The 21,703-nt window shown below is 60.6% G+C and carries 19 protein-coding genes and 1 pseudogene; 14 read left to right on the top strand and 6 right to left on the bottom strand.

The window, feature by feature from the left end:
- Positions 1-92: 92 nt before the first annotated feature.
- Positions 93-545, bottom strand: a complete 453-nt coding sequence (locus ACA046_RS22090; protein WP_459022430.1) for a hypothetical protein — start codon at positions 543-545, stop codon at positions 93-95.
- Positions 546-1,014: 469 nt separating this feature from the next.
- On the opposite strand from ACA046_RS22090, the gene ACA046_RS22095 reads away from it, so the two are divergent.
- Together ACA046_RS22095 and ACA046_RS22100 are read left to right on the top strand one after the other, a co-directional pair.
- Positions 1,015-1,263 (top strand): DUF6124 family protein, encoded by a 249-nt coding sequence (locus tag ACA046_RS22095; RefSeq protein ID WP_497674969.1) that lies wholly within the window; start codon positions 1,015-1,017, stop codon positions 1,261-1,263.
- Positions 1,264-1,284: 21 nt separating this feature from the next.
- Positions 1,285-1,374: pseudogene (locus tag ACA046_RS22100) on the top strand (outer membrane lipoprotein carrier protein LolA); the annotation flags it as partial.
- Between the two features lie 19 nt (positions 1,375-1,393).
- On the opposite strand, the gene ACA046_RS22105 reads toward ACA046_RS22100, so the two are convergent.
- Both ACA046_RS22105 and ACA046_RS22110 read right to left on the bottom strand, forming a co-directional pair.
- On the bottom strand, positions 1,394-2,677 hold the full coding sequence (locus ACA046_RS22105; RefSeq protein ID WP_459022434.1) for a Zn-dependent hydrolase: 1,284 nt from the start codon (positions 2,675-2,677) through the stop codon (positions 1,394-1,396).
- Between the two features lie 178 nt (positions 2,678-2,855).
- Complete coding sequence (locus ACA046_RS22110; RefSeq protein WP_076014248.1) at positions 2,856-4,343, bottom strand: NCS1 family nucleobase:cation symporter-1; 1,488 nt, start codon at positions 4,341-4,343, stop codon at positions 2,856-2,858.
- Between the two features lie 601 nt (positions 4,344-4,944).
- Between ACA046_RS22110 and hydA the strand changes: the two genes are divergently transcribed.
- The 3 genes from hydA (at position 4,945) to preA (ending at position 9,189) form a co-directional block, all read left to right on the top strand.
- A complete protein-coding gene (gene hydA / locus ACA046_RS22115; protein WP_497674970.1) occupies positions 4,945-6,384 on the top strand; it encodes a dihydropyrimidinase in 1,440 nt (479 codons plus the stop codon).
- Between the two features lie 163 nt (positions 6,385-6,547).
- Entirely contained in the window at positions 6,548-7,915 is a 1,368-nt protein-coding gene (locus ACA046_RS22120) for an NAD(P)-dependent oxidoreductase (protein ID WP_497674971.1), read from the top strand.
- Positions 7,915-9,189: an NAD-dependent dihydropyrimidine dehydrogenase subunit PreA gene (gene preA / locus ACA046_RS22125; RefSeq protein WP_459022440.1), complete on the top strand. Its 1,275-nt coding sequence runs from the start codon at positions 7,915-7,917 to the stop codon at positions 9,187-9,189. Before ACA046_RS22120 ends, preA begins: the two co-directional genes overlap by 1 nt.
- Positions 9,190-9,353: 164 nt before the next feature.
- Here the strand turns inward: preA and ACA046_RS22130 are convergent, their stop codons facing one another.
- Positions 9,354-9,974, bottom strand: coding sequence for a TetR/AcrR family transcriptional regulator (locus ACA046_RS22130; RefSeq protein ID WP_003207828.1), 621 nt, complete (start codon positions 9,972-9,974; stop codon positions 9,354-9,356).
- A gap of 229 nt (positions 9,975-10,203) precedes the next feature.
- Between ACA046_RS22130 and copC the strand changes: the two genes are divergently transcribed.
- The 9 genes from copC to ACA046_RS22175 all read left to right on the top strand — a co-directional run bounded on the left by copC (position 10,204) and on the right by ACA046_RS22175 (position 18,745).
- Positions 10,204-10,569, top strand: coding sequence for a copper homeostasis periplasmic binding protein CopC (gene copC, locus ACA046_RS22135; protein WP_076014252.1), 366 nt, complete (start codon positions 10,204-10,206; stop codon positions 10,567-10,569).
- Positions 10,570-10,572: 3 nt separating this feature from the next.
- Positions 10,573-11,430, top strand: coding sequence for a copper homeostasis membrane protein CopD (gene copD, locus ACA046_RS22140; RefSeq protein WP_497674972.1), 858 nt, complete (start codon positions 10,573-10,575; stop codon positions 11,428-11,430).
- Positions 11,431-11,578: 148 nt separating this feature from the next.
- Complete coding sequence (locus ACA046_RS22145) at positions 11,579-12,847, top strand: OprD family porin (protein ID WP_459022445.1); 1,269 nt, start codon at positions 11,579-11,581, stop codon at positions 12,845-12,847.
- Between the two features lie 234 nt (positions 12,848-13,081).
- Positions 13,082-13,903, top strand: coding sequence for an NAD-dependent epimerase/dehydratase family protein (locus ACA046_RS22150; protein WP_459022447.1), 822 nt, complete (start codon positions 13,082-13,084; stop codon positions 13,901-13,903).
- A gap of 30 nt (positions 13,904-13,933) precedes the next feature.
- On the top strand, positions 13,934-14,809 hold the full coding sequence (locus ACA046_RS22155; protein WP_497674973.1) for an SMP-30/gluconolactonase/LRE family protein: 876 nt from the start codon (positions 13,934-13,936) through the stop codon (positions 14,807-14,809).
- 51 nt (positions 14,810-14,860) lie between these two features.
- Entirely contained in the window at positions 14,861-15,832 is a 972-nt protein-coding gene (locus ACA046_RS22160; protein ID WP_258346908.1) for a TRAP transporter substrate-binding protein, read from the top strand.
- 67 nt (positions 15,833-15,899) lie between these two features.
- Positions 15,900-16,427, top strand: coding sequence for a TRAP transporter small permease (locus ACA046_RS22165; RefSeq protein WP_459022453.1), 528 nt, complete (start codon positions 15,900-15,902; stop codon positions 16,425-16,427).
- Entirely contained in the window at positions 16,428-17,708 is a 1,281-nt protein-coding gene (locus tag ACA046_RS22170) for a TRAP transporter large permease (protein ID WP_010166793.1), read from the top strand.
- 176 nt (positions 17,709-17,884) lie between these two features.
- Positions 17,885-18,745 carry an aldose 1-epimerase gene (locus ACA046_RS22175; protein WP_497674974.1) on the top strand — a complete coding sequence of 287 codons (861 nt, stop codon included), beginning with the start codon at positions 17,885-17,887 and terminating at the stop codon, positions 18,743-18,745.
- A 122-nt stretch (positions 18,746-18,867) separates the two neighbouring features.
- On the opposite strand, the gene ACA046_RS22180 is transcribed toward ACA046_RS22175, so the two are convergent.
- Together ACA046_RS22180 and ACA046_RS22185 are read right to left on the bottom strand one after the other, a co-directional pair.
- Positions 18,868-20,013, bottom strand: a complete 1,146-nt coding sequence (locus ACA046_RS22180) for an HlyD family secretion protein (RefSeq protein ID WP_497674975.1) — start codon at positions 20,011-20,013, stop codon at positions 18,868-18,870.
- On the bottom strand, positions 20,010-21,668 hold the full coding sequence (locus ACA046_RS22185) for an MFS transporter (RefSeq protein WP_497674976.1): 1,659 nt from the start codon (positions 21,666-21,668) through the stop codon (positions 20,010-20,012). Before ACA046_RS22185 ends, ACA046_RS22180 begins: the two co-directional genes overlap by 4 nt.
- Positions 21,669-21,703: the final 35 nt, after the last annotated feature.

Below are 21,703 nucleotides of genomic sequence, written 5' to 3' on the forward strand. Positions count from 1 at the left end.
ATTCAAGAACACCCGAGCTCAAATGTGGGAGCGGGCTTGCTCGCGAAGGCGATGGGTCAGTCAAACATCTCCAGGCTGACTCACCGCCAGTTTCAATCTTCCGGCCGACTATTCAGAAAAACACTCACCGCTGTGTAATCGCTGCCATTGGCATGTCGATACAGCGTACTGCTGTGATAGTCGGATACATCCCCCGCCACCGACACATTGATCGTGCGGCCCTGAACATCAACTTTTGCCGATGCGTCACGCGTAATTAGAAATGGACTGGCATCCGTCAACGCAGCCAATACTTCACTGTCGTCCTCCAAGGCGCGGTAAACGTAATATCGATAGCTGAACGGAACAGTTGACCCTCCACGGTCATCCTTGACGCCATAGATGGCCCCGTCAGTGCCAAGTGGCACTCTCATTACAACTTCTGTCAATTGCGGGTGCCCCGGCGAAAGCAGCCAATCACCGCCGATATACGCCAGGCAAAACGCCAATAGGATCGTAGTGAAAACTGAGTAAACCGACTTTCTAGTAGTTCCTGAACCTGGCATACCTGATTCCTTCCTTGATCCAATATTGGTCGACTCTCGTCGAGCAATTTCCCCGCATTAGATACTTGCTTGGCGGAAGCTAACACTGGAAGGCCGAGAGGATGAGAGGCCGATGAACAAAGGAAACTTCGTACAAAGGAGCAGGACATGCCTTACAACCCATCCTCGAAGCGACATATTTCCTACGTTTCTTTCGGGTTGCTGGTCGGAACGGGCACCACTAGTCTTCGCCAGTCGCTGCCAATTCAGCGACCGGACGTGAGAAATCCGAAGACTCCATTGGCGCAAAAGCGCCCGCCGTATACAGTGCAGGCGCTTTTTCTGTGCTCGCTGTTATGGCGGCTGTGCGCGGGCACGCTTCGGCGTGGCCAAGCTCCTGGGGTCTTGGTTTTCTCACTCCGCGTACAGCTGCCACCTTCGTTCGTGAGAAAAACCTGGTGGTAGTCTCTAACTCTCCAGGAACTACATCATGATCAAAGACAGTCCAAATCCTCCTTCCGATTCGAACCTGCTATTCACCCTCCGCCCTGGTCTCGATACCGAAACCCTGCTGCTTAATGCCTCTCAGGATCTGGAATCCATCAATGCCATCGCCGCGCACTTGGCCTTTGAGGTTGATGGTTCACAGCGCAGCGTGATGCTGGGGATGTGTCGGATGCTGGAGGGCGTGCAATTGCTTGTAGATCGGGTGGTGGATGCGACGGTAGCCGTGCGCTGACCCATAACTGTAGGAGCGAGCTTGCTCGCGAAAAACGTCAACGATTACGCGTACAGCCTGGATGTACGCGGCGCCCTCAGGTTTTTCGCGAGCAAGCTCGCTCCTACAGTAGGTTTCTAGGGTCAGTGATTTATGCAGCCAGTTTGCCGCTGGCAATCGCCACCGACGCCGCCACCATCGCCCTCAGCAACACCGCACACCCCGCCGCCAGATCATCCGGTGCGGCATTCTCGATTTCGTTGTGGCTGATGCCTCCTTCACATGGCACAAAGATCATCCCCGCCGGTCCCAGCTCCGCGACGAAAATCGCGTCATGCCCTGCCCCGCTCACAATGTCCATGTTCGACAGGCCCAGACCATTGGCCGCATCACGCACAGCATCCACGCAGCCCTTGTCGAAATACAGCGGCGGGAAGTCAGCCGTGGGTGTCATCTCGAACGTCAGGCCGTGCTTGGCGCAGGTTTCGTCGATCACCTTGCGCACCTGGGCGATCATCGAATCCAGTCGCGCCGGTTCCAGATGACGGAAGTCCAGGGTCATACGCACTTCGCCTGGAATGACGTTGCGTGAACCGGGATACGCTTGCAGGCAACCGACGGTGCCACAGGCGTGAGGCTGATGACCCAACGCAGCCGCATTGACGGCGGCGACCACAGCAGCGGCACCTACCAATGCGTCTTTGCGCAGGTGCATGGGCGTTGGGCCGGCGTGCGCCTCAACTCCGCGCAATTTCAGGTCGAACCATTTCTGGCCAAGGGCGCCCAGCACCACGCCGATGGTTTTCTTTTCATCCTCAAGAATCGGGCCTTGTTCGATGTGCGCTTCGAAATACGCGCCCACCTTATGCCCGCTCACGGGACGTGATCCGGCATAACCAATAGCATTCAGCGCATCGCCCACGGTCACCCCGTCGGCATCCGTCTTGGCCAGCGTATCGGCCAGGGTGAATTTCTCGGCAAACACCCCGGACCCCATCATGCATGGCGGAAAACGCGAGCCTTCTTCGTTGGTCCACACCACCACTTCCAGCGGCGCTTCGGTTTCCACTTTCAGGTCATTGAGGGTTCGCAGCACTTCCACTCCCGCCAATACCCCAAAACAACCATCAAACTTGCCGCCGGTGGGTTGGGTGTCGATATGGCTGCCGGTCATCACCGGCGGCAACTTGGGATTGCGTCCCGGCCGGCGGGCGAAGATATTGCCGACGCCATCGATGGTCACGGTACAGCCCGCCTCCTCGCACCACTTCACAAACAGATCGCGGGCCTGGCGATCGAGGTCGGTCAGGGCCAGGCGGCAGACGCCGCCCTTGGGGGTGGCGCCGAGCTTGGCGAGTTCCATCAGGGACAGCCACAGGCGATCGCGGTTGATGTGCTGATGGGCGGATTGCAGAACGTCTATGGCAGCGTTCATGGGGATCTCCTCAGGCAGTAGTTCTTATGAATTTGACCAGGCTCTCACTGGCGGACTGCGATCAAAATGTGGGAGCGGGCTTGCTCGCGAAAACGGTGTGTCAGTCGCCAGATGTGTTAACTGAACCACCGCCTTCGCGAGCAAGCCCGCTCCCACATTTGATTGCATTCCATGTCGATTAAAGCGGTGTTTTCACGGCGACCACGCGAGCCCCGCGCTTCATGCACAGGGCGTAATACAGCAACCCGCCGAGTGCCGAACCGGTGAACCAGCCATAGCTGTAGAACCAGCTGAACGCGTCGCTGCCCAGGGACAACAGCGTCAGTACCACCGGCACGCCAAACGCCAGGAAGCCATGCCAGTTCCACGCCGGGTACACGTCATCGCGGTACAAGCCGGCAAGGTCCAGTTGCTGTTTCTTGATGATGAAATAGTCCACCACCATGATCCCGGCAATCGGCCCCAGCAGGCTTGAGTAACCCAGCAGCCAGTTGGAGTAGACGGTTTCCAGGCTCACGTCGGAGATGATCAGCCCGAGCTTTTTCAGCAGTTCATGGGCCATCAGCGCCAGGCCCACCAAGCCGGTAAGGACCACCGCCGTGGTGCGGTTGATCAGCTTGGGCGCGATGTTCTGGAAGTCGTTGGTGGGCGACACGATGTTCGCCGCGGTGTTGGTGGACAAGGTGGCGATGATGATCAGCGCCATGGCCACGGCTACCCACACCGGGCTCTGGATATGGCCGATCAGGGTCACCGGGTCGGAGACGCTGACGCCCACCAGTTTCACCGAGGCAGCGGTCATGATCACGCCGAGGGCGGCGAACAGGAACATGGTCAGCGGCAGGCCGAAAATCTGCCCGAGTATCTGGTCTTTCTGGCTCTTGGCGTAGCGGCTGAAGTCGGGGATGTTCAACGACAATGTGGCCCAGAAACCCACCATCGCCGTCAGGCCTGCCATGAAGTAGCCGGTGAGGCTCGCGCCTTCGGGACGCTTGGGCGGGATCGCCATCAACTCGGTCAGCGAGACATTCGGCAGCGCCCACACCAGCAGCCCGATTCCCACCGCTACCAGCAGCGGAGCAGACAGGGTTTCCAGCCATTTGATCGACTCGGCGCCGCGCAATACCACCCACAGGTTCAGCGTCCAGAAGATCATGAAGCCGATCACTTCACCGGTGCCGCCGAGGGACTTCCAACCCTCGAAAATCGAGCCCAGGAACAGGTGAATCGCCAACCCGCCAAACATCGTCTGGATGCCGAACCAGCCGCACGCCACCAGGGCGCGAATCAGGCACGGCACGTTGGAGCCAAGTACGCCGAAGGACGAGCGCAGCAACACCGGGAACGGAATACCGTACTTGGTACCGGGGAAGGCGTTGAGGGTCAGCGGGATCAACACCACGATATTGGCCAGCAGGATCGCCATCAGCGCCTCGCCCACCGACAACCCGAAGTACGCGGTGAGCACGCCACCCAGGGTGTAGGTCGGCACGCACACCGACATGCCGATCCACAGCGCGGTAATGTGCCACTTGTTCCAGGTTCGTTCGTGCACCTTGGTCGGTGCCATGTCGTGGTTGTAGCGCGGGCTGTCGAGGACGTCGGGGCCGGCGTCGAGTTCGTACAGGCCGTTGCGCTCAATGACTTGCGATCTGTTCTGTTGCATGGCCGCTCCACGGTTTTTTCGAATTATTTTTGCTCACCCCGTGACGTGCACGGGATGGCCGGAGTACCTCGTTGACAACATGACATCCGGGACCCGGCCAACCGCCACCGCACTCAATAACCGTGCCGTAAACCGTTGCCCTTCCCGCACCGCTTATATAACTCGCTGATGTTTATCAGCTTTATTGTCTCGACCGAAGAGCCCCTCGTTACTTTCAGCGTTACTCAGGCCAAATAACGCAGAAGTTGTCCGAACCATCAGGACTCAATCTGGTGCAACACAATTATTTTTATTTACCGGCCCCGTCAAGAGGCATGTCTCAAGCGTCTGATTTGCAATAAGAAATGTTGCTCATATTGGGAACCTGTCAAGTGCGTCAAAATGGTGAGAGGCCGCTACATTTTGGTGATTTTGTTTTTTTATCGTTTTAAATCAATCATTTAATACAGATATAAGCTTATGAAAAATATTCTTGCTCATTCGAAAAACTCGGGCTAATTTCTATTCCTGTCACCGCTGACAGGAATTAAATCTCCAGCGGTGCGATGCATTACAACACTTAGAACTGGCACAAGCCGGTCAAGCCTGTGAGGAACTCGACATGTCGCTGTTGATCCGTGGCGCTACCGTTATTACCCATGATGAAAGTTATCGAGCCGATGTTTTATGCGCAGACGGTCTAATTCGCGCCATTGGCACTGATCTGGATATTCCCGCCGGCACCGAGATACTCGATGGCAGCGGTCAATACCTGATGCCCGGCGGCATCGATCCCCATACCCATATGCAACTGCCCTTCATGGGCACCGTGGCCAGTGAAGACTTTTTCAGTGGCACGGCCGCCGGGTTGGCGGGCGGCACCACGTCGATCATCGACTTCGTGATTCCCAACCCGCAGCAATCCCTGTTGGAAGCCTTCCACCAGTGGCGCGGCTGGGCCGAGAAGTCGGCGTCCGACTACGGCTTTCACGTCGCGATTACCTGGTGGAGCGAGCAGGTCCGCGAGGAAATGGCCGAGCTGGTCAGCCATCACGGCATCAACAGCTTCAAGCATTTCATGGCGTACAAAAACGCGATCATGGCCGCTGACGACACCCTGGTAGCGAGCTTCGAACGCTGCCTGGAACTGGGCGCGGTGCCGACGGTGCATGCCGAAAACGGCGAACTGGTGTACCACTTGCAACGCAAGCTGATGGCCCAGGGCATTACCGGGCCTGAAGCGCACCCGCTGTCGCGGCCTTCGCAAGTGGAAGGCGAAGCGGCCAGTCGGGCGATCCGGATTGCCGAAACCATCGGTACGCCGCTGTACCTGGTGCACGTGTCCACCCAGGAAGCGCTGGATGAAATCACCTACGCCCGCAGCAAGGGCCAGCCGGTATACGGCGAAGTGTTGGCGGGGCATCTGCTACTGGACGACAACGTGTATCAACACCCCGACTGGCAGACCGCCGCCGGCTACGTGATGAGCCCGCCCTTCCGCCCACGCGGGCATCAGGAGGCACTGTGGCATGGCCTGCAATCGGGCAACCTGCACACCACCGCCACCGACCATTGCTGCTTCTGCGCCGAGCAAAAGGCCGCCGGGCGCGATGACTTCAGCAAGATCCCCAATGGCACCGCCGGTATCGAAGACCGCATGGCGCTGTTGTGGGACGAGGGCGTGAACACCGGGCGGTTGTCGATGCAGGAGTTCGTTGCGCTGACCTCTACCAACACCGCGAAGATCTTCAACCTGTACCCGCGCAAAGGTGCAATCCGCGTGGGTGCCGATGCTGACCTGGTGCTGTGGGACCCGCAAGGCACACGGACCATTTCCGCGAAGACTCACCACCAGAAAGTCGACTTCAACATCTTCGAAGGCAAGACCGTGCGCGGCGTGCCGAGCCATACCATCAGCCAGGGCAAGCTGGTCTGGGCAGATGGGGATTTGCGCGCCGAGCGTGGTGCGGGGCGGTATATCGAACGGCCGGCGTATCCGCTGGTGTTTGAGCAGTTGAGCAAGCGGGCGGAGCGTTCCAGGCCGGTTGCTGTGAAACGCTGAGGCCGCCATTCGCGAGCAAGCCCGCTCCCACATTCGCCCCCATTCCAACAGGATAAATGCAGTCGAATGTGGGAGCGGGCTTGCTCGCGATGAGGCCGGTACAGGCAACAAAAAAACCACTGCCCACCAGAGGCAGCACCTCCAAAACCGTGAGGCCAATACCGTGATCCAGACCCTGAACCATCTTCCACACCCCCATGAAGATGCGGCGGCACTCGCCGCGCATTTCACCGACCTGGCGCCGCCGCTCAACGCCCGGCAAGCCCAACTGGAAGCGTCGCGCTGCCTCTACTGCTACGACGCGCCGTGCGTTAACGCGTGCCCCAGCGAGATCGATATCCCGTCGTTCATCCGCAATATCCACACCGAAAACGTCCAGGGCGCCGCGCAGAAGATCCTTTCGGCGAATATCCTCGGCGGCAGTTGCGCCCGGGTCTGCCCGACAGAAATCCTCTGCCAGCAAGCCTGCGTGCGCAACAACGCCGAAGAATGCGCCCCGGTGCTGATCGGCCTGTTGCAGCGTTACGCGGTGGACAACGCACACTTCAGCGAACACCCGTTCCAGCGCGCCGCACCCACTGGCAAACGCATCGCGGTGGTCGGCGCCGGGCCTGCGGGATTGTCCTGCGCCCATCGCAGCGCCTTGCACGGCCATGACGTGGTGATTTTCGAAGCCCGGGAAAAAGCCGGCGGCCTGAATGAATACGGGATCGCCAAGTACAAGCTGGTGGATGACTTCGCGCAAAAGGAACTGGATTTCCTCCTGCAAATTGGCGGCATCGAAATCCGTCATGGCCAGCGCCTCGGCGACAACCTGACCTTGAGCGAGCTGCACCAGCAGTTCGATGCGGTGTTCCTCGGCCTCGGCCTGGCCGCCAGCAAACAGCTCGGCCTGCCTCACGAGGACGCCCCCGGCCTGCTCGCCGCCACCGACTACATCCGTGAACTGCGCCAGGCCGATGACCTCAGCCAACTGCCCCTGGCCGACCGCTGCATTGTCCTCGGCGCCGGCAACACGGCCATCGACATGGCCGTGCAAATGGCCCGCCTCGGTGCCCGTGACGTCAACCTGGTGTACCGCCGTGGCCTGACTGAAATGGGCGCCACCGGCCACGAGCAAGATATCGCCAAGGCCAACCAGGTACGCCTTTTGACGTGGGCTCAACCGGAGGAAGTGTTGCTCGATGATCAGGGCCATGTGCGCGGCATGCGTTTCGCCCGCACCCGCATGGTCGATGGCCGCCTGCAGGCCACCGGTGAAACCTTCGAACTGGCCGCCGACGCGATCTTCAAGGCTATCGGCCAAGGCTTCGACGACGCGGCGCTGCACGACCCGCTGGCCCACCAGTTGCAACGCCAGGGCGATCGCATCTTCGTCAACGAACAGCTGCGCACCAGCATCCCGGGTGTGTATGCCGGCGGTGATTGCGTCAGCCTCGGCCAGGACCTCACCGTCCAGGCCGTGCAACACGGCAAGCTGGCCGCGGAAGCCATGCACGCCCAACTCATGCTGAATGTGGAGGCTGCGTAATGGCCGATCTCTCGATTGTATTCGCCGGCATCAAAGCCCCCAATCCGTTCTGGCTGGCCTCCGCGCCGCCTACCGACAAGGCCTACAACGTGGTCCGCGCCTTTGAAGCAGGCTGGGGCGGCGTGGTCTGGAAAACCCTCGGCGAAGACCCGGCCGCGGTCAACGTCTCATCGCGCTACTCGGCACACTTTGGCGCCAACCGTGAAGTGCTCGGCATTAACAATATCGAGCTGATTACCGACCGCTCCCTGGAGATCAACCTGCGGGAAATCACCCAGGTGAAAAAGGACTGGCCGGACCGCGCACTGATCGTGTCGCTGATGGTGCCCTGTGTTGAAGAGTCGTGGAAAAACATCCTGCCGCTGGTGGAAGCCACCGGCTGCGACGGCATCGAGCTGAACTTCGGCTGCCCCCACGGCATGCCGGAACGCGGCATGGGCGCGGCGGTGGGCCAGGTGCCGGAGTACGTGGAACAGGTGACACGCTGGTGCAAGACCTATTGCTCGCTGCCGGTGATCGTCAAGCTCACGCCAAATATCACCGACATTCGCGTGGCGGCGCGGGCGGCGTATCGCGGCGGCGCGGATGCGGTGTCGCTGATCAACACCATCAACTCCATCACCAGTGTCGACCTGGAGCGTATGGTCGCCCTGCCGATGGTGGGCACCCAAAGCACTCACGGTGGTTACTGCGGCTCGGCGGTGAAGCCGATTGCGTTGAACATGGTGGCGGAGATCGCCCGGGATCCACAGACACAGGGCTTGCCGATCTGCGGCATTGGCGGGATTGGCAATTGGCGCGATGCAGCGGAATTCGTTGCGCTGGGCTGCGGCGCGGTGCAGGTGTGCACGGCGGCAATGCTGCATGGGTTTCGGATTGTCGAAGAGATGAAGGACGGGCTGTCGCGGTGGATGGACAGCCAGGGCTACAGCAGCCTGCAGGAATTTTCCGGGCGAGCGGTGGGCAATACGACGGATTGGAAGTACCTGGATATCAATTACCAGGTGATCGCCAAGATTGACCAGGAGGCGTGTATTGGCTGTGGGCGTTGCCATATTGCTTGCGAGGACACCTCACACCAGGCGATTGCCAGCTTGAAGCAGGCGGATGGGACGCATAAGTACGAGGTGATCGATGATGAATGCGTGGGATGCAACCTGTGCCAGATTACTTGCCCGGTGGCGGAGTGTATCGAGATGGTGCCGGTGGAGACTGGGAAGCCGTTTTTGAACTGGACGCAGGATCCGAGGAATCCCTACCGGGAAGCGGTATAACCTTCCAAACAGACGCCCTACCTCCCCCCGCGCGTAGCAGCTGTCGAGCCTAGGCGAGGCTGCGTAGGGCGCGACTCAGTCTTGAATCGTGGCGCGCCCGACGCAGCCTCGCCTAGGCTCGACAGCTGCTACGGGGGGGGGATAACTCGCGTATGGGTAGGCGCTCAAGGCTCCAACCCAATCCCCCGCAAGATCACACTCGTCACCGTCTGCACTGCCCGTTCAAACTGCATGTCCGACAACGGCTGATGATCATTCAGGATCTTCACCTGATGATCAAAGTCGGCATAGTGCTGGGTCGACGCCCAGATCATATACAGCAGGCTCGACGGTTCCACCGGCAAGATCCGCTTGTCTTCCACCCACTGGCGAATCTTCGCTTCCTTCATCTTGGCCCAGTCGTACAGGCTCACGTCCAGCGCCTCACCCAGGGTCGGTGCGCCGTGGATGATTTCGTTGGCCCAGACCTTGGAACCATAGGGCCGGCTGCGGGAATGTTGCATCTTGGCGCGGATGTAGCTGCTGAGCACCACCCGCGGGTCGTCGAACATCTCGAAGCACAAGGCGTCCTGCTTCCACACTTCCAGCAGGTCGAACAACACCGCGCTGTACAGCTCGCTCTTGGTGCTGAAGTAGTAATGCAGGTTGGAGCGCGGCAGTTGCACTTCTTCGGCGATGTCGGCCATGGCAGTGCTGCCATAGCCCTTCTCGGCGAAGACCTTTTCAGCCGCCAGCAGAATCTTTTCGACGTTGACCCGACGAATACCGATCTTGTGATTGCCCATAAGGGCTCCCTGACAACAACATGACTTCAAGACTACCATCCGCTCTAGATCGCGGCGACACGCCACTGTGAAACTTCGTACAAGAACCTTCCCCGTGGATAGCGGATTGGTTAGCATCGCCATCCCCTCGAAGGATCATCTTCATGACGATTCGACTGCGAGACGCGTGCGACGACCCGGTGCTTGCGGCTCTGCCGAACAACTGACTCTCACCTGAAGGTATTGAACAATGTTGATCAAGAAAACCCTCACCACCGTCGCCCTGCTCGCCTCCCTGCTGGGCGCCTCGGCCGCCTTTGCCCACGCCCACCTGAAAAGCTCGGAGCCTGCCGCCGACAGTAGCGTCGCCGCGCCCAAGGACCTGCGCCTGACGTTCTCCGAAGGCGTTGAAGCGACCTTCACCAAGGTTTCCCTGAGCAAGGACGGCACCGAAGTCGCGATCAAGGGCCTGGAAACCCCGGACGCCGACAAAAAAGTATTGGTGGTGACTCCGGCCGCTCCATTGGCCGCCGGTAACTACAAAGTGGTGTGGAACGCGGTCTCGGTTGATACCCACAAGAGCAACGGTGAATACAGCTTCAAGGTCGGCCAATAATTCATGGCTACCCTGCTGGTGCTGTGCCGCTTCCTGCATTTCATCGTGGTGTTGTTGATGTTCGGGGCCTGTGTGTTCAGGCCCAGGTTGCTGGGAGCAGGGCCGCAACCGGTGCTGGACCGACACCTGTCGCGCATCACCCAAGGCTTGGCGTGGCTGGCATTGGTGTCGGGGGTGGCGTGGTTGCTGTTGATCAGCGCGAGCATGGCCGGTGTCGGGCTGGGCGCGCTGGAGCTGTCGACGGTGCAGTTGGTGCTGGGTAAAACCTTCTTCGGCCAGGTCTGGACCTGGCACCTGGTGCTGAACGTACTGCTGGTGCTCGGCTTAATGACGCCGTGGAAGGCGTTGCGCCTGCCGCTCTGTGCGCTACTGCTGGCGACGCTGGCACCGGTGGGCCATGGCGCCATGCTCAATGGCCTGGCCGGGCAACTGCTGATCCTAAATCAGGTGGTGCACCTGGTGTGTGTCGGTGCCTGGCTGGGCGGATTGCTGATGCTGGTGTTGATCCTCAGGCAATCGCCCCGCTATCCATTGGAACCGATCCTCAAGCGCTTCAGTGGCATCGGTTATGGCCTGGTGACGGGGCTGCTGGTGACCGGCCTGATCAACGTGCGAGTGCTCACCGGGCAGTTCTGGCCCACGCCATTGTTCAGCGGGTTCGCCCTGATCCTGCTGATCAAGGTGTTGCTGGTATTCGGCATGCTCGCCCTGGCACTGTTGAACCGCCTGCGGATTCACAACTGTGAGCAGCGGTTGCCTGCGTTGAAGGCCAGCGTGACGATGGAATGGTTACTAGGTATTTCAGCGGTGGCCGCCGTTTCGCTGCTTGGCACCTTGCCGCCCATGGTTGCAGCAGGATAATCCCTCCTCCAGTGGCTCCCTTCACACAAGGGGTTATCGTATAACTTTCGATTGACAAGCCCCTAAAACCTCGCAAATATCGCCCCAATGTTGTACGACAACGTATAACAAAAAAATAAAAACAACAAAAAGACAACGGAGCGTCACTGTGAGCCAACACGTCCGCCATTTCTCCTGCACCGCCCGTTTTGCCGCCATCGGCTTGAGCAGCCTGGCCTTCGCCCTCCCCGTCACCGCCTCGGCAGAGGGCTTCATCGACGACGCCAAAGCCACGCTTAACCTGCGTAATGCTTACTTCAACCGCAACTTCACCAACCCCGCTTATCCCCAGGGCAAGGCCGAGGAGTGGACGCAAAACTTCATCCTTGATGCCCGGTCCGGCTTCACCCAAGGCACCGTCGGTTTCGGCCTGGACGTGCTCGGGCTGTATTCGCAAAAGCTCGACGGTGGCAAAGGCACCTCCGGCACCCAATTGCTGCCGACCCGCAGCGATGGCCGCCCCGCCGACAATTTCGGGCGTCTGGGCGTGGCGCTGAAAACCAAACTGTCGAACACCGAATTGAAAGTCGGCGAATGGATGCCGGTGCTGCCGATCCTGCGCTCGGATGACGGCCGCTCCCTGCCGCAGACCTTCCGTGGTGGCCAGGTCACCTCCAGCGAAATCGCCGGCCTGACCTTGTATGGCGGCCAGTTCCGCGGCAACAGTCCGCGCAACGACGCGAGCATGGATGACATGTTTCTCAACGGCAAAGCCGCATTCACCTCGGACCGCTTCAACTTCGGCGGCGGCGAATACACCTTCAACGACAAGCGCACCCAAGTGGGCGTGTGGTACGCCGAACTCAGCGATATCTACCATCAGCAGTATTTCAACCTGACACACAGCCAGCCCGTGGGCGACTGGACCCTGGGCGCCAATCTCGGGTTCTTCACCGGCAAGGAAGACGGCAAGGCCCTGGCCGGTGACCTCGACAACAAAACCGCGTTCGCCCTGCTCTCGGCCAAATACAAAGGCAACAGCTTCTATATCGGCCTGCAGAAACTCACCGGTGACAGCGCCTGGATGCGGGTCAACGGCACCAGCGGCGGCACCTTGGCCAACGACAGCTACAACGCCAGCTACGACAACGCCAAGGAAAAATCCTGGCAGGTGCGGCACGACTTCAACTTCGTGGTGCTGGGCATCCCCGGCCTGACCATGATGAACCGCTATATCAGCGGCGATAACGTGCACACCGGGGCGATCACCAATGGCAAGGAGTGGGGGCGCGAGTCGGAACTGGCCTACACGGTACAAAGCGGTCCACTGCGGGACCTGAATGTGCGCTGGCGCAACGCAACAATGCGCCGGGATTTCAGTACCAACGAGTTTGATGAAAACCGGATATTCATCAGTTACCCGCTGTCGTTGTTATAGCGGTTTACAAACAACAGGAAAGGCTTTTGTGGCGAGGGAGCTTGCTCCCGCTGGGCTGCGCAGCGGCCCCAAAATCTTGGGAGCGCTTCGCACTCCAGCGGGAGCAAGCTCCCTCGCCACAGGACAGCGATGCCCCTCTATCAACTTCGACCAATAGCGCGTTGACAAGTGTAGGAAAGCCTAACGATACTTCGGATTAGTCATACGACAACCTACAACAATAACGGGACCACCATGACCACCACAACAGCCCCTACCCCGTTCAACCGCTTGCTGCTCACTGGCGCCGCCGGTGGCCTGGGCAAAGTCTTGCGTGAACGCCTGCGCCCTTACGCCAAGGTACTGCGCCTGTCGGATATAGCCGACATGGCCCCGGCCGCTGACAACGGCGAAGAAGTGCTGCCTTGCGATCTTTCCGACAAACAGGCCGTGCACCAATTGGTGGAAGGCGTCGATGCGATCCTGCATTTCGGCGGCGTATCGGTGGAACGCTCGTTCGAGGAAGTGCTGGGCGCAAACATCTGCGGGATCTTCCACATCTACGAAGCTGCCCGCCGCCATGGGGTCAAGCGCGTCATCTTCGCCAGCTCCAACCACGTCATCGGCTTCTACAAGCAGGACGAAGCCCTCGACGCCCACTCCCCGCGCCGTCCGGACAGTTACTACGGTCTGTCCAAATCCTACGGCGAGGACATGGCCAGTTTCTACTTCGATCGCTATGGCATCGAAACCGTCAGCATCCGCATCGGCTCCTCGTTCCCGGAACCGCAGAACCGCCGGATGATGCACACCTGGTTGAGCTTCGACGACCTGACCCAACTGCTCGAGCGTGCGCTGTACACACCGAATGTCGGCCACACCGTGGTCTACGGCATGTCGAATAACCTCGACGTCTGGTGGGACAACCGCTTCGCCGCGCACCTGGGTTTCACCCCGCGAGACACCTCCGAAGTGTTCCGCAAACGGGTGGAAGCCCAGCCGCTGCCCGCCATCGACGACCCGGCGCGGGTGTACCAGGGCGGCGCGTTTTGTGCCGCCGGCCCATTCGGTGACTGACCACAGACCAACCCAAGGGAATGAGTGGCCATGCAAGCAGAACTGATTGTCGACGCCCGCAACACAGTGGGTGAATGCCCGGTGTGGGTGCCTGAGGAAAATGCCCTGTACTGGGTGGATATTCCCAACGGCGGCCTGCAACGTTGGAGTGCCGCCAGCGGCCATGTACATGCCTGGAAAGCCCCGCAGATGCTCGCCTGCATGGCGCGCACCCGCGCGGGCAATTGGGTCGCGGGCATGGAAACCGGCTTTTTCCAGCTGACGCCCCACAGCGATGGCAGCCTCGACACCACGCCATTGGCCAGCGTCGAGCACGCCCGCCCGGATATGCGCCTGAACGATGGCCGCTGTGATCGCCAGGGCCGGTTCTGGGCCGGCAGCATGGTGCTGAATATGGGCGCGAATGCCGTCGACGGGGCACTATACCGCTATGAAACAGGTCAGCCTGTTCACACCGCACTCAACGGTTTCATCACCCCCAACGGCCTGGCTTTCAGCCCCGACGGGCGCACGATGTACCTCTCGGACTCACACCCGCTGATCCAGCAGGTCTGGGCCTTCGACTACGACATCGACAGCGGCACGCCGTCCAACCGCCGGCTGTTTGTCGACATGCACAAGTTCCTTGGCCGCCCTGACGGTGCTGCCGTGGACGTCGACGGCGGCTACTGGATCTGCGCCAACGATGCCGGGCTGATCCACCGGTTTACCCCCGACGGTCTCCTCGACCGTTCACTGGCCATACCGGTAAAAAAACCCACCATGTGCGCCTTCGGTGGCAGCCGCCTGGACACTTTGTTCGTCACCTCGATCCGCGACGACCACAGCCCGCACTCCCTCGCCGGCGGCGTCTTCGCCCTGAACCCTGGCGTACAGGGAATGCCCGAACCGCAGTTCATCCTCTAGCTGCATCGCTGTGCCTTGAACAAAACAATAACAAGACTGGAGAGACACCCCATGGACTTCAAACGCACCTTGCTCGCCGCTGCACTCCCGTTCGTGTTTACCCTCGGCAGCGCCGCCCACGCGCTGGAAATCAAATTCGCCGACATCCACCCCGCCGGCTACCCCACCGTCGTCGCCGAAGAACAACTGGGTAAAACCCTGGTCGCCGAAAGCAACGGCGGCCTGACCTTCAAGATGTTCCCCGGCGGCGTGCTTGGCTCGGAAAAGGAAGTGGTCGAACAAGCCCAGGTCGGCGCGATCCAGATGGCCCGGGTCAGCCTCGGCATCGTCGGGCCGGTGGTGCCGGACGTGAACGTGTTCAACATGCCGTTCGTGTTCCGCGACCAGGTGCATATGCGCAAGGTGATCGACGGCGAGATCGGCGATGAAATCCTCGCCAAAATCACCGACTCCGAATTCAACCTGGTGGCCCTGGCCTGGATGGACGGCGGCACGCGCAACATCTACACCAAGAAACCGGTGCGCAAGATCGAAGACCTCAAGGGCATGAAGATCCGCGTGCAGGGCAACCCGATCTTCATCGAAACCATCAACGCCATGGGCGGCAACGGCATTGCCATGGACACCGGCGAGATCTTCAGCGCCCTGCAGACCGGGGTGATCGACGGCGCGGAAAACAACCCGCCCACCCTGCTGGAACACAATCACTACCAGAACGCCAAGTTCTACAGCCTGACCGGCCACCTGATCCTGCCCGAACCCATCGTGATGTCGAAAATCACCTGGAACAAGCTCACCCCCGAGCAACAGGTGCTGGTAAAAAACACCGCCAAGGCCGCGCAGATCCAGGAGCGCGAGCTGTGGGACGCCAAGTCCGCCAGCAGTGAAGCCAAACTCAAGGCCGCCGGTGTGGAGTTCATCGACATCGACAAGAAACCGTTCTATGAGGCCACCGCTTCGATCCGCGACAAGTACGGCGCCCCATACGCCGACCTGATCAAGCGCATCGAAGCCGTCGAGTAACCCACCCGCCTCTCATAGAAAAGGCCCGGCGCGGTCGATATCGACGCGCCCGGTCACGGTGAACGCCATGAAGAATTTACTGCTGCGCATCAACGACCGCATTTACATGAGCTGCATCTGGGTCGCCGGCCTCGCCGTTCTCGGCGTCGCGCTGATCATCCCCTGGGGCATCTTCGCCCGCTACGTCCTCGGCACCGGCTCCAGCTGGCCGGAGCCCACCGCCATCCTGTTGATGCTGGTGTTCACCTTTGTCGGCGCCGCCGCCAGTTACCGCGCCGGGGCGCATATGTCGGTGGCCATGGTCACCGACCGCCTGCCCCCTGGCCAGCGCCAAATCGTCGGCATCATCTCGCAATTGCTGATGGGCACCATCTGCCTGTTCATGACGATCTGGGGCAGCAAATTGTGCCTGTCCACCTGGAACCAGTTCATGAGCGCCATGCCGACCTTGCGGGTGGGCATCACCTACATGCCGATCCCGATTGGCGGCTTGCTGACGCTGATTTTTGTGCTGGAAAAACTCTTGCTGGGCGACCAGAGCAACCGTCGGGTCGTACGCTTCGACCTGGTTGAAGAAAGTGAAGGGGCTGCCTGAATGGACGCATTGATTCTGTTGGGCAGCTTTATCGCCTTGATCCTGATTGGCATGCCGGTGGCTTACGCCCTGGGGCTTTCTGCGCTGATCGGCGCGTGGTGGATCGACATTCCGTTCCAAGCCTTGATGATTCAGGTGGCTGGCGGGGTGAACAAGTTTTCGTTGATGGCGATTCCGTTCTTTGTACTGGCCGGGGCGATCATGGCCGAGGGCGGCATGTCCCGGCGGCTGGTGGCGTTTGCCGGGGTGCTGGTGGGCTTTGTACGCGGCGGCTTGTCCCTGGTGAACATCATGGCCTCGACGTTTTTTGGGGCGATCTCCGGCTCGTCGGTGGCTGATACGGCCTCCGTCGGTTCGGTGCTGATTCCGGAAATGGAACGCCAGGGCTATCCCCGTGAATTCGCCACCGCCGTCACCGTGAGCGGCTCGGTGCAGGCGTTGCTGACGCCTCCCAGCCACAACTCGGTGCTCTACTCCCTGGCGGCCGGCGGTACCGTGTCCATCGCCTCGCTGTTCATGGCCGGCGTGGTCCCGGGCCTGCTGATGAGCGCCTGCCTGATGGTGCTGTGCCTGATCTTCGCGAAAAAGCGCAACTACCCCAAAGGCGAAGTGATTCCCCTGAAACAGGCACTGAAAATCTGCGCCGACGCCCTGTGGGGCCTGATGGCCATGGTGATCATTCTTGGCGGGATTCTGTCGGGCATCTTCACCGCCACCGAGTCGGCGGCGATTGCCGTGTTGTGGGCGTTCTTCGTGACCATGTTCATCTACCGCGACTACAAATGGAGCGAGTTGCCCAAGCTGATGCACCGCACGGTGCGCACCATTTCCATCGTGATGATCCTGATCGCGTTCGCCGCCAGCTTCGGCTACATCATGACCCTGATGCAGATCCCGGCGAAGATCACCACGATGTTCCTGACCCTGTCGGACAACCGCTATGTGATCCTGATGTGCATCAACGCCATGTTGCTGTTGCTGGGCACGGTGATGGACATGGCGCCGCTGATTTTAATCCTCACGCCGATCCTGTTGCCGGTAGTGCTGGGCATCGGCGTCGACCCGGTGCACTTCGGCATGATCATGCTGGTGAACCTCGGGATCGGCCTGATCACCCCGCCCGTGGGCGCGGTGCTGTTTGTGGGGGCGGCGGTGGGCAAGGTCAGTATCGAGAAGACCGTCAAGGCATTGCTGCCGTTTTATGGCGTACTGTTTCTGGTGCTGATGGCGGTGACCTACATTCCGGCGTTGTCGTTGTGGTTGCCGGGGTTGGTGCTATAAGCCCCACACTGTGTGTAGCGAGGGAGCTGTTGTGGCGAGGGAGCTTGCTCCCGCTGGAGTGCGAAGCGCTCCCGCTTTTTTGGGGCCGCTACGCAGCCCAGCGGGAGCAAGCTCCCTCGCCACAACAGCACCCCTGCCACAGAAGCATTCATCATCCAATAGGTCTGCTGACACTCATGATGCTTGAACTCGAAGACAACCTGACCCACCTGACGCTCTCGCCAGCGTTCGGTGGGAGTATCGTCAACTGGACCGTGCGCAGCAGCGGCCAGCCCTTGCTGCGCCACACCGATCAACGGGCGTTGGCCAGCGGCCTACCGGGCAAGCTGGGGTGTTTCCCGCTGGCGCCCTGGTCGAACCGGATTGCCGAGGGAGGCTTCGATAATCCCTCGGGCTGGCTAGCGCTTGATCCCAACAGCCCGCTGGACCCGCTGCCGATTCATGGCAGCGCCTGGCAGCAGGCGTGGCACGTGGTCAGCCAGTCGGAGGATGAGGTGGTGCTGCAACTGGACAGCAGCACACCCTTCGCGTATCGCGCCGAGCAAAGGGTTCAGTTGAAGAACGGCAGGTTAAGCATCACCTTGCGGGTCACGCATCTGGCGGAAAAAGCGGCGTGGCATGGACTGGGATTGCATCCGTATCTGCCGCGCAGGCCCGGCACACAGTTGCAGGCCAAGGCTGGCCAGGTGTGGATGAGTGATGCATCGAAATTGCCGACGGGGCTGGCTGCCGTACCCGCCGAGTGGGATTTTCAGCAGCTCAAATCGTTGCCTGAGGCACTGGTGGATAACGGTTTTTGCCCGTGGTATGGGCGCTGCGTCATCCAGCAGCCAGACTTGGGCTACACCCTGGAATGCCAGGCCACCGGCAGCAACTACTTCCTGCTGTATTGCCCGCCGGGGCTGGATTTTTTCTGCTTCGAGCCGGTGAGTCATCCGGTGAATGCCCATCACCTGCCGGGCAAGCCGGGGTTGAAGCTGCTAGAGCAAGGCGAATCAGCCGAACTCGGCTTCAGCCTGCAATACAACCCCCTCTAGCAACACAAAACCAATGTGGGAGCGGGCTTGCTCGCGAATGCGCTGGATCAGTCAACACATCTGCGACTGACACTCCGCATTCGCGAGCAAGCCCGCTCCCACATTTTGATCTCCATTGTGGCTTAGGGCGGGGTGTTTTTGAGGCGCCCCGCCGTGTCGATACTCACCACCACCGACAACCCCGGCCGCAGCCGCTCACTCTGCTCCTGCCCCGGGTCGACGGTGATCCGCACCGGCACCCGCTGGGCGATCTTCACAAAGTTGCCGGTGGCGTTATCCGCCTGCAACAGGCTGAACTCCGAGCCGGTCGCTGGTGAAATACGCTGCACCGTGCCGTGAAACTTGCGATGGTCCAGGGCATCCACGGTAAAGGTCACTGGCTGGCCGACCTGCACGTTGTCCATCTGGGTTTCTTTCATGTTGGCAATCACCCACAGCTGGTTCGGCACCAGCGCCATCAACTGCGCGCCGCTGTTGACGTAGGCCCCAAGGCGCACGCCTATCTGCCCCAGTTGCCCGTCACGCGGGGCGATGATCCGGGTGTTCGACAGGTCGATACGCGCCAGTTCCACCGCCGCATCGGCATTGGCCACCGCCGCCTCCAGCGAACCGCGATTGACGATCACCGTCTGCAAATCCTGCCGGGCGATTTCCAGGCTGGCCTGAGCCTGGGCCACGGCTGCGATGGTTTGCGCATTGGCCGCACGGGTCACGTCCAGCTCGCGCTTGGACACCGAACCGTCGCTGATCAACGCTTCGTTGCGGCGCAGGTCAGCGGTGCTCTTGCGCGCCTGGGCCTGGCTGTCAGCCAAGGCAGCCTGACGCAGCTTGATGGTCGCCTCGGCACTGTTGCGCTGCTGCACCACATTGGCCAGGGACGCCTGCTGCACCGCCAGTTGCGCCAGGGCTTGGTCGAGGCGCTGCTTGTAGATGCGGTCATCGAGGCGCACCAGCAAATCCCCGGCCTTGACGTACTGGAAGTCCGTCACCGGTACTTCATACACGTAGCCACTGAGCTGTGGCCCGATGATCGTCACCTGGCCACGCACCAGGGCGTTCTCGGTGGTTTCCACGGCGCTGCTGAAGGGCGGCAACTGCCAGGCATAAAGCACGATCAGCACGCCGATAATCGCAATTGCGGCAAAGCCCATGGAGGAGATGATGCGCACCCGCAAGGAGCGCGGTTCGGTAGCCGGCATGCTCGGCGGTGCGGTGCCTTCCGGCGTGGAAGCGATGGCGTTGGTGGTGGTCGTCGTCGGTTCGGTCATGAAGAAAGTGCGCCGCTGGGTTGAACGGGAGGCGCTGCACTGGCGGCAGCTTTAGTGGTACTTATCAGCCAGAGGCTGCGGATAAAAATCCAGATCATGGTGAGTATGGCGATGATCGCGATCAGCATGAACACATCGTTATAGGCCATCACATTCGCCTCACGGGTGGCCGCCGTAGCCAGGCTGCGAATACCCATGAGGTTGCGCAACTCAGGGTCGGCGATCACCCCGCCATAGGCCGAGCCCCCGCTGGCTACCCGTGCGGCCACACGCGGGTCGAGCAGGGTCAGGTGTTCGACGATCATGCTGGAATGGAATTTCTCCCGCACGATCTGGAACGTGCCGAGCAACGCCGCGCCAATCAGCCCGCCGAGGTTCTGGCAAATCCCGAACAGCACCGAGAAACTCACCAGGTTCCTGGGATTGGTCAGCACGTTTTTCGTGCCTAAAACCATGGTCGGCCCAAGAAAGAACGTGCCGCCAAAGCCTAGCAGGAACTGGCTGATGTACATGTTTTGCGGGCGCGTGAGGTTGCTGGAAAAACTGTCCATCACTGAACCTGTGGCCATGAAGGCCAGGGAGATGATCAATGGCATCAGCAGATGCGCCGGGTTGATGGTCAACGCGCTGACGGCCAGGCCGGCAATCGCCCCCGCCAGCATCACCCAGTACAGCGTGCGCATCTGCTCGTTGCTCATGTTGAGCATCTGCATGAAGCCGACGGCGCCGGTGGACTGCTCCGAAAGCACCATGCGAATCAGGACCACCGCCAGCGCCAGGCGAATCATCACCCCGCTGCCCAGCCAGCGGGTCATCAGCAACGGGTTGGAGCGGTTATGTTCGATGGCCAGGCCGGCCATGATCAGCACCAGCGAACAGGCCGATGCCACGCCAATCCATGGGGCTTCTAGCCACCAGTCGATACGGCCCAGGGACAGCACCGCGCAGAGCAAGGCGACGCCGGTGGCGAGGATGGCGAAGGTCAGGAAGTCGAGTTTTTCGAAGGTCTTGAAGCGGTCGCCCGGGGGCAGCTTGAGCAGGAATACGCAGCCCAGGCAGGTCAGCGCCATGCCCAGTTCGAACAGGTACAGGCCACGCCATTCGGCGATTTGCAGCAGGTCTTCGGAAAACAATCGGGCCAGGGGTAATGCCAGTTGCGCAGTGCCGAGGCCGAGCACCAGGGCTTTCATCCGCCATTTTGCGGGGAAGGCCTGGATCATGTAGTACAGGCCCAGGGAGCTGAGGGCGGCGCCGACCATGCCGTGGGCGGCGCGTACGGCGATGGCCGAGCTGAGGTCGTTGACGAACAGGTGGCCGAAGGTGACCAGGGCGTAGAGCACCAGGAACACTTCGGTGAACGCACGCAGGCCGAATTGCTGGCGGAATTTTACCAGCAGCAGGTTCATGGAGACGTTGGTCATGACGTAGGCGGCGGGGAGCCAGGCCATCTCGGCCGTCGTCGCGCCCAGGGCGCCCTGGAGGTACACAAGGTTGGCGATCACCAGCGAGTTGCCGAGGCCACCGGTGATTGCCACGAGTACGCCGACGAGGGCGTAGGCCCAGCGTTTGCGGGTGGAATGCAACGGCGTCGACGGCGAGCCCGGCAGGCTCGGGCGTTCGTGGGGCTGCCAGGTGTGGGGGGTGTATTTGTCCATTCGGTGGCCTTGATGAACCGACGTGCAAAGTCGGC

The sequence above is a fragment of the Pseudomonas sp. LBUM1641 genome (assembly GCF_059716235.1).

What these genes read in the sequence shown, in the direction of transcription:
- ACA046_RS22090 (WP_459022430.1), bottom strand. Translation starts at nt 545, where the DNA reads ATGCCAGGTTCAGGAACTACTAGAAAGTCGGTTTACTCAGTTTTCACT.
- ACA046_RS22095 (WP_497674969.1), top strand. Translation starts at nt 1,015, where the DNA reads ATGATCAAAGACAGTCCAAATCCTCCTTCCGATTCGAACCTGCTATTC.
- ACA046_RS22105 (WP_459022434.1), bottom strand. Translation starts at nt 2,677, where the DNA reads ATGAACGCTGCCATAGACGTTCTGCAATCCGCCCATCAGCACATCAAC.
- ACA046_RS22110 (WP_076014248.1), bottom strand. Translation starts at nt 4,343, where the DNA reads ATGCAACAGAACAGATCGCAAGTCATTGAGCGCAACGGCCTGTACGAA.
- hydA (WP_497674970.1), top strand. Translation starts at nt 4,945, where the DNA reads ATGTCGCTGTTGATCCGTGGCGCTACCGTTATTACCCATGATGAAAGT.
- preA (WP_459022440.1), top strand. Translation starts at nt 7,915, where the DNA reads ATGGCCGATCTCTCGATTGTATTCGCCGGCATCAAAGCCCCCAATCCG.
- ACA046_RS22130 (WP_003207828.1), bottom strand. Translation starts at nt 9,974, where the DNA reads ATGGGCAATCACAAGATCGGTATTCGTCGGGTCAACGTCGAAAAGATT.
- copC (WP_076014252.1), top strand. Translation starts at nt 10,204, where the DNA reads ATGTTGATCAAGAAAACCCTCACCACCGTCGCCCTGCTCGCCTCCCTG.
- copD (WP_497674972.1), top strand. Translation starts at nt 10,573, where the DNA reads ATGGCTACCCTGCTGGTGCTGTGCCGCTTCCTGCATTTCATCGTGGTG.
- ACA046_RS22150 (WP_459022447.1), top strand. Translation starts at nt 13,082, where the DNA reads ATGACCACCACAACAGCCCCTACCCCGTTCAACCGCTTGCTGCTCACT.
- ACA046_RS22155 (WP_497674973.1), top strand. Translation starts at nt 13,934, where the DNA reads ATGCAAGCAGAACTGATTGTCGACGCCCGCAACACAGTGGGTGAATGC.
- ACA046_RS22160 (WP_258346908.1), top strand. Translation starts at nt 14,861, where the DNA reads ATGGACTTCAAACGCACCTTGCTCGCCGCTGCACTCCCGTTCGTGTTT.
- ACA046_RS22165 (WP_459022453.1), top strand. Translation starts at nt 15,900, where the DNA reads ATGAAGAATTTACTGCTGCGCATCAACGACCGCATTTACATGAGCTGC.
- ACA046_RS22170 (WP_010166793.1), top strand. Translation starts at nt 16,428, where the DNA reads ATGGACGCATTGATTCTGTTGGGCAGCTTTATCGCCTTGATCCTGATT.
- ACA046_RS22175 (WP_497674974.1), top strand. Translation starts at nt 17,885, where the DNA reads ATGATGCTTGAACTCGAAGACAACCTGACCCACCTGACGCTCTCGCCA.
- ACA046_RS22180 (WP_497674975.1), bottom strand. Translation starts at nt 20,013, where the DNA reads ATGACCGAACCGACGACGACCACCACCAACGCCATCGCTTCCACGCCG.
- ACA046_RS22185 (WP_497674976.1), bottom strand. Translation starts at nt 21,668, where the DNA reads ATGGACAAATACACCCCCCACACCTGGCAGCCCCACGAACGCCCGAGC.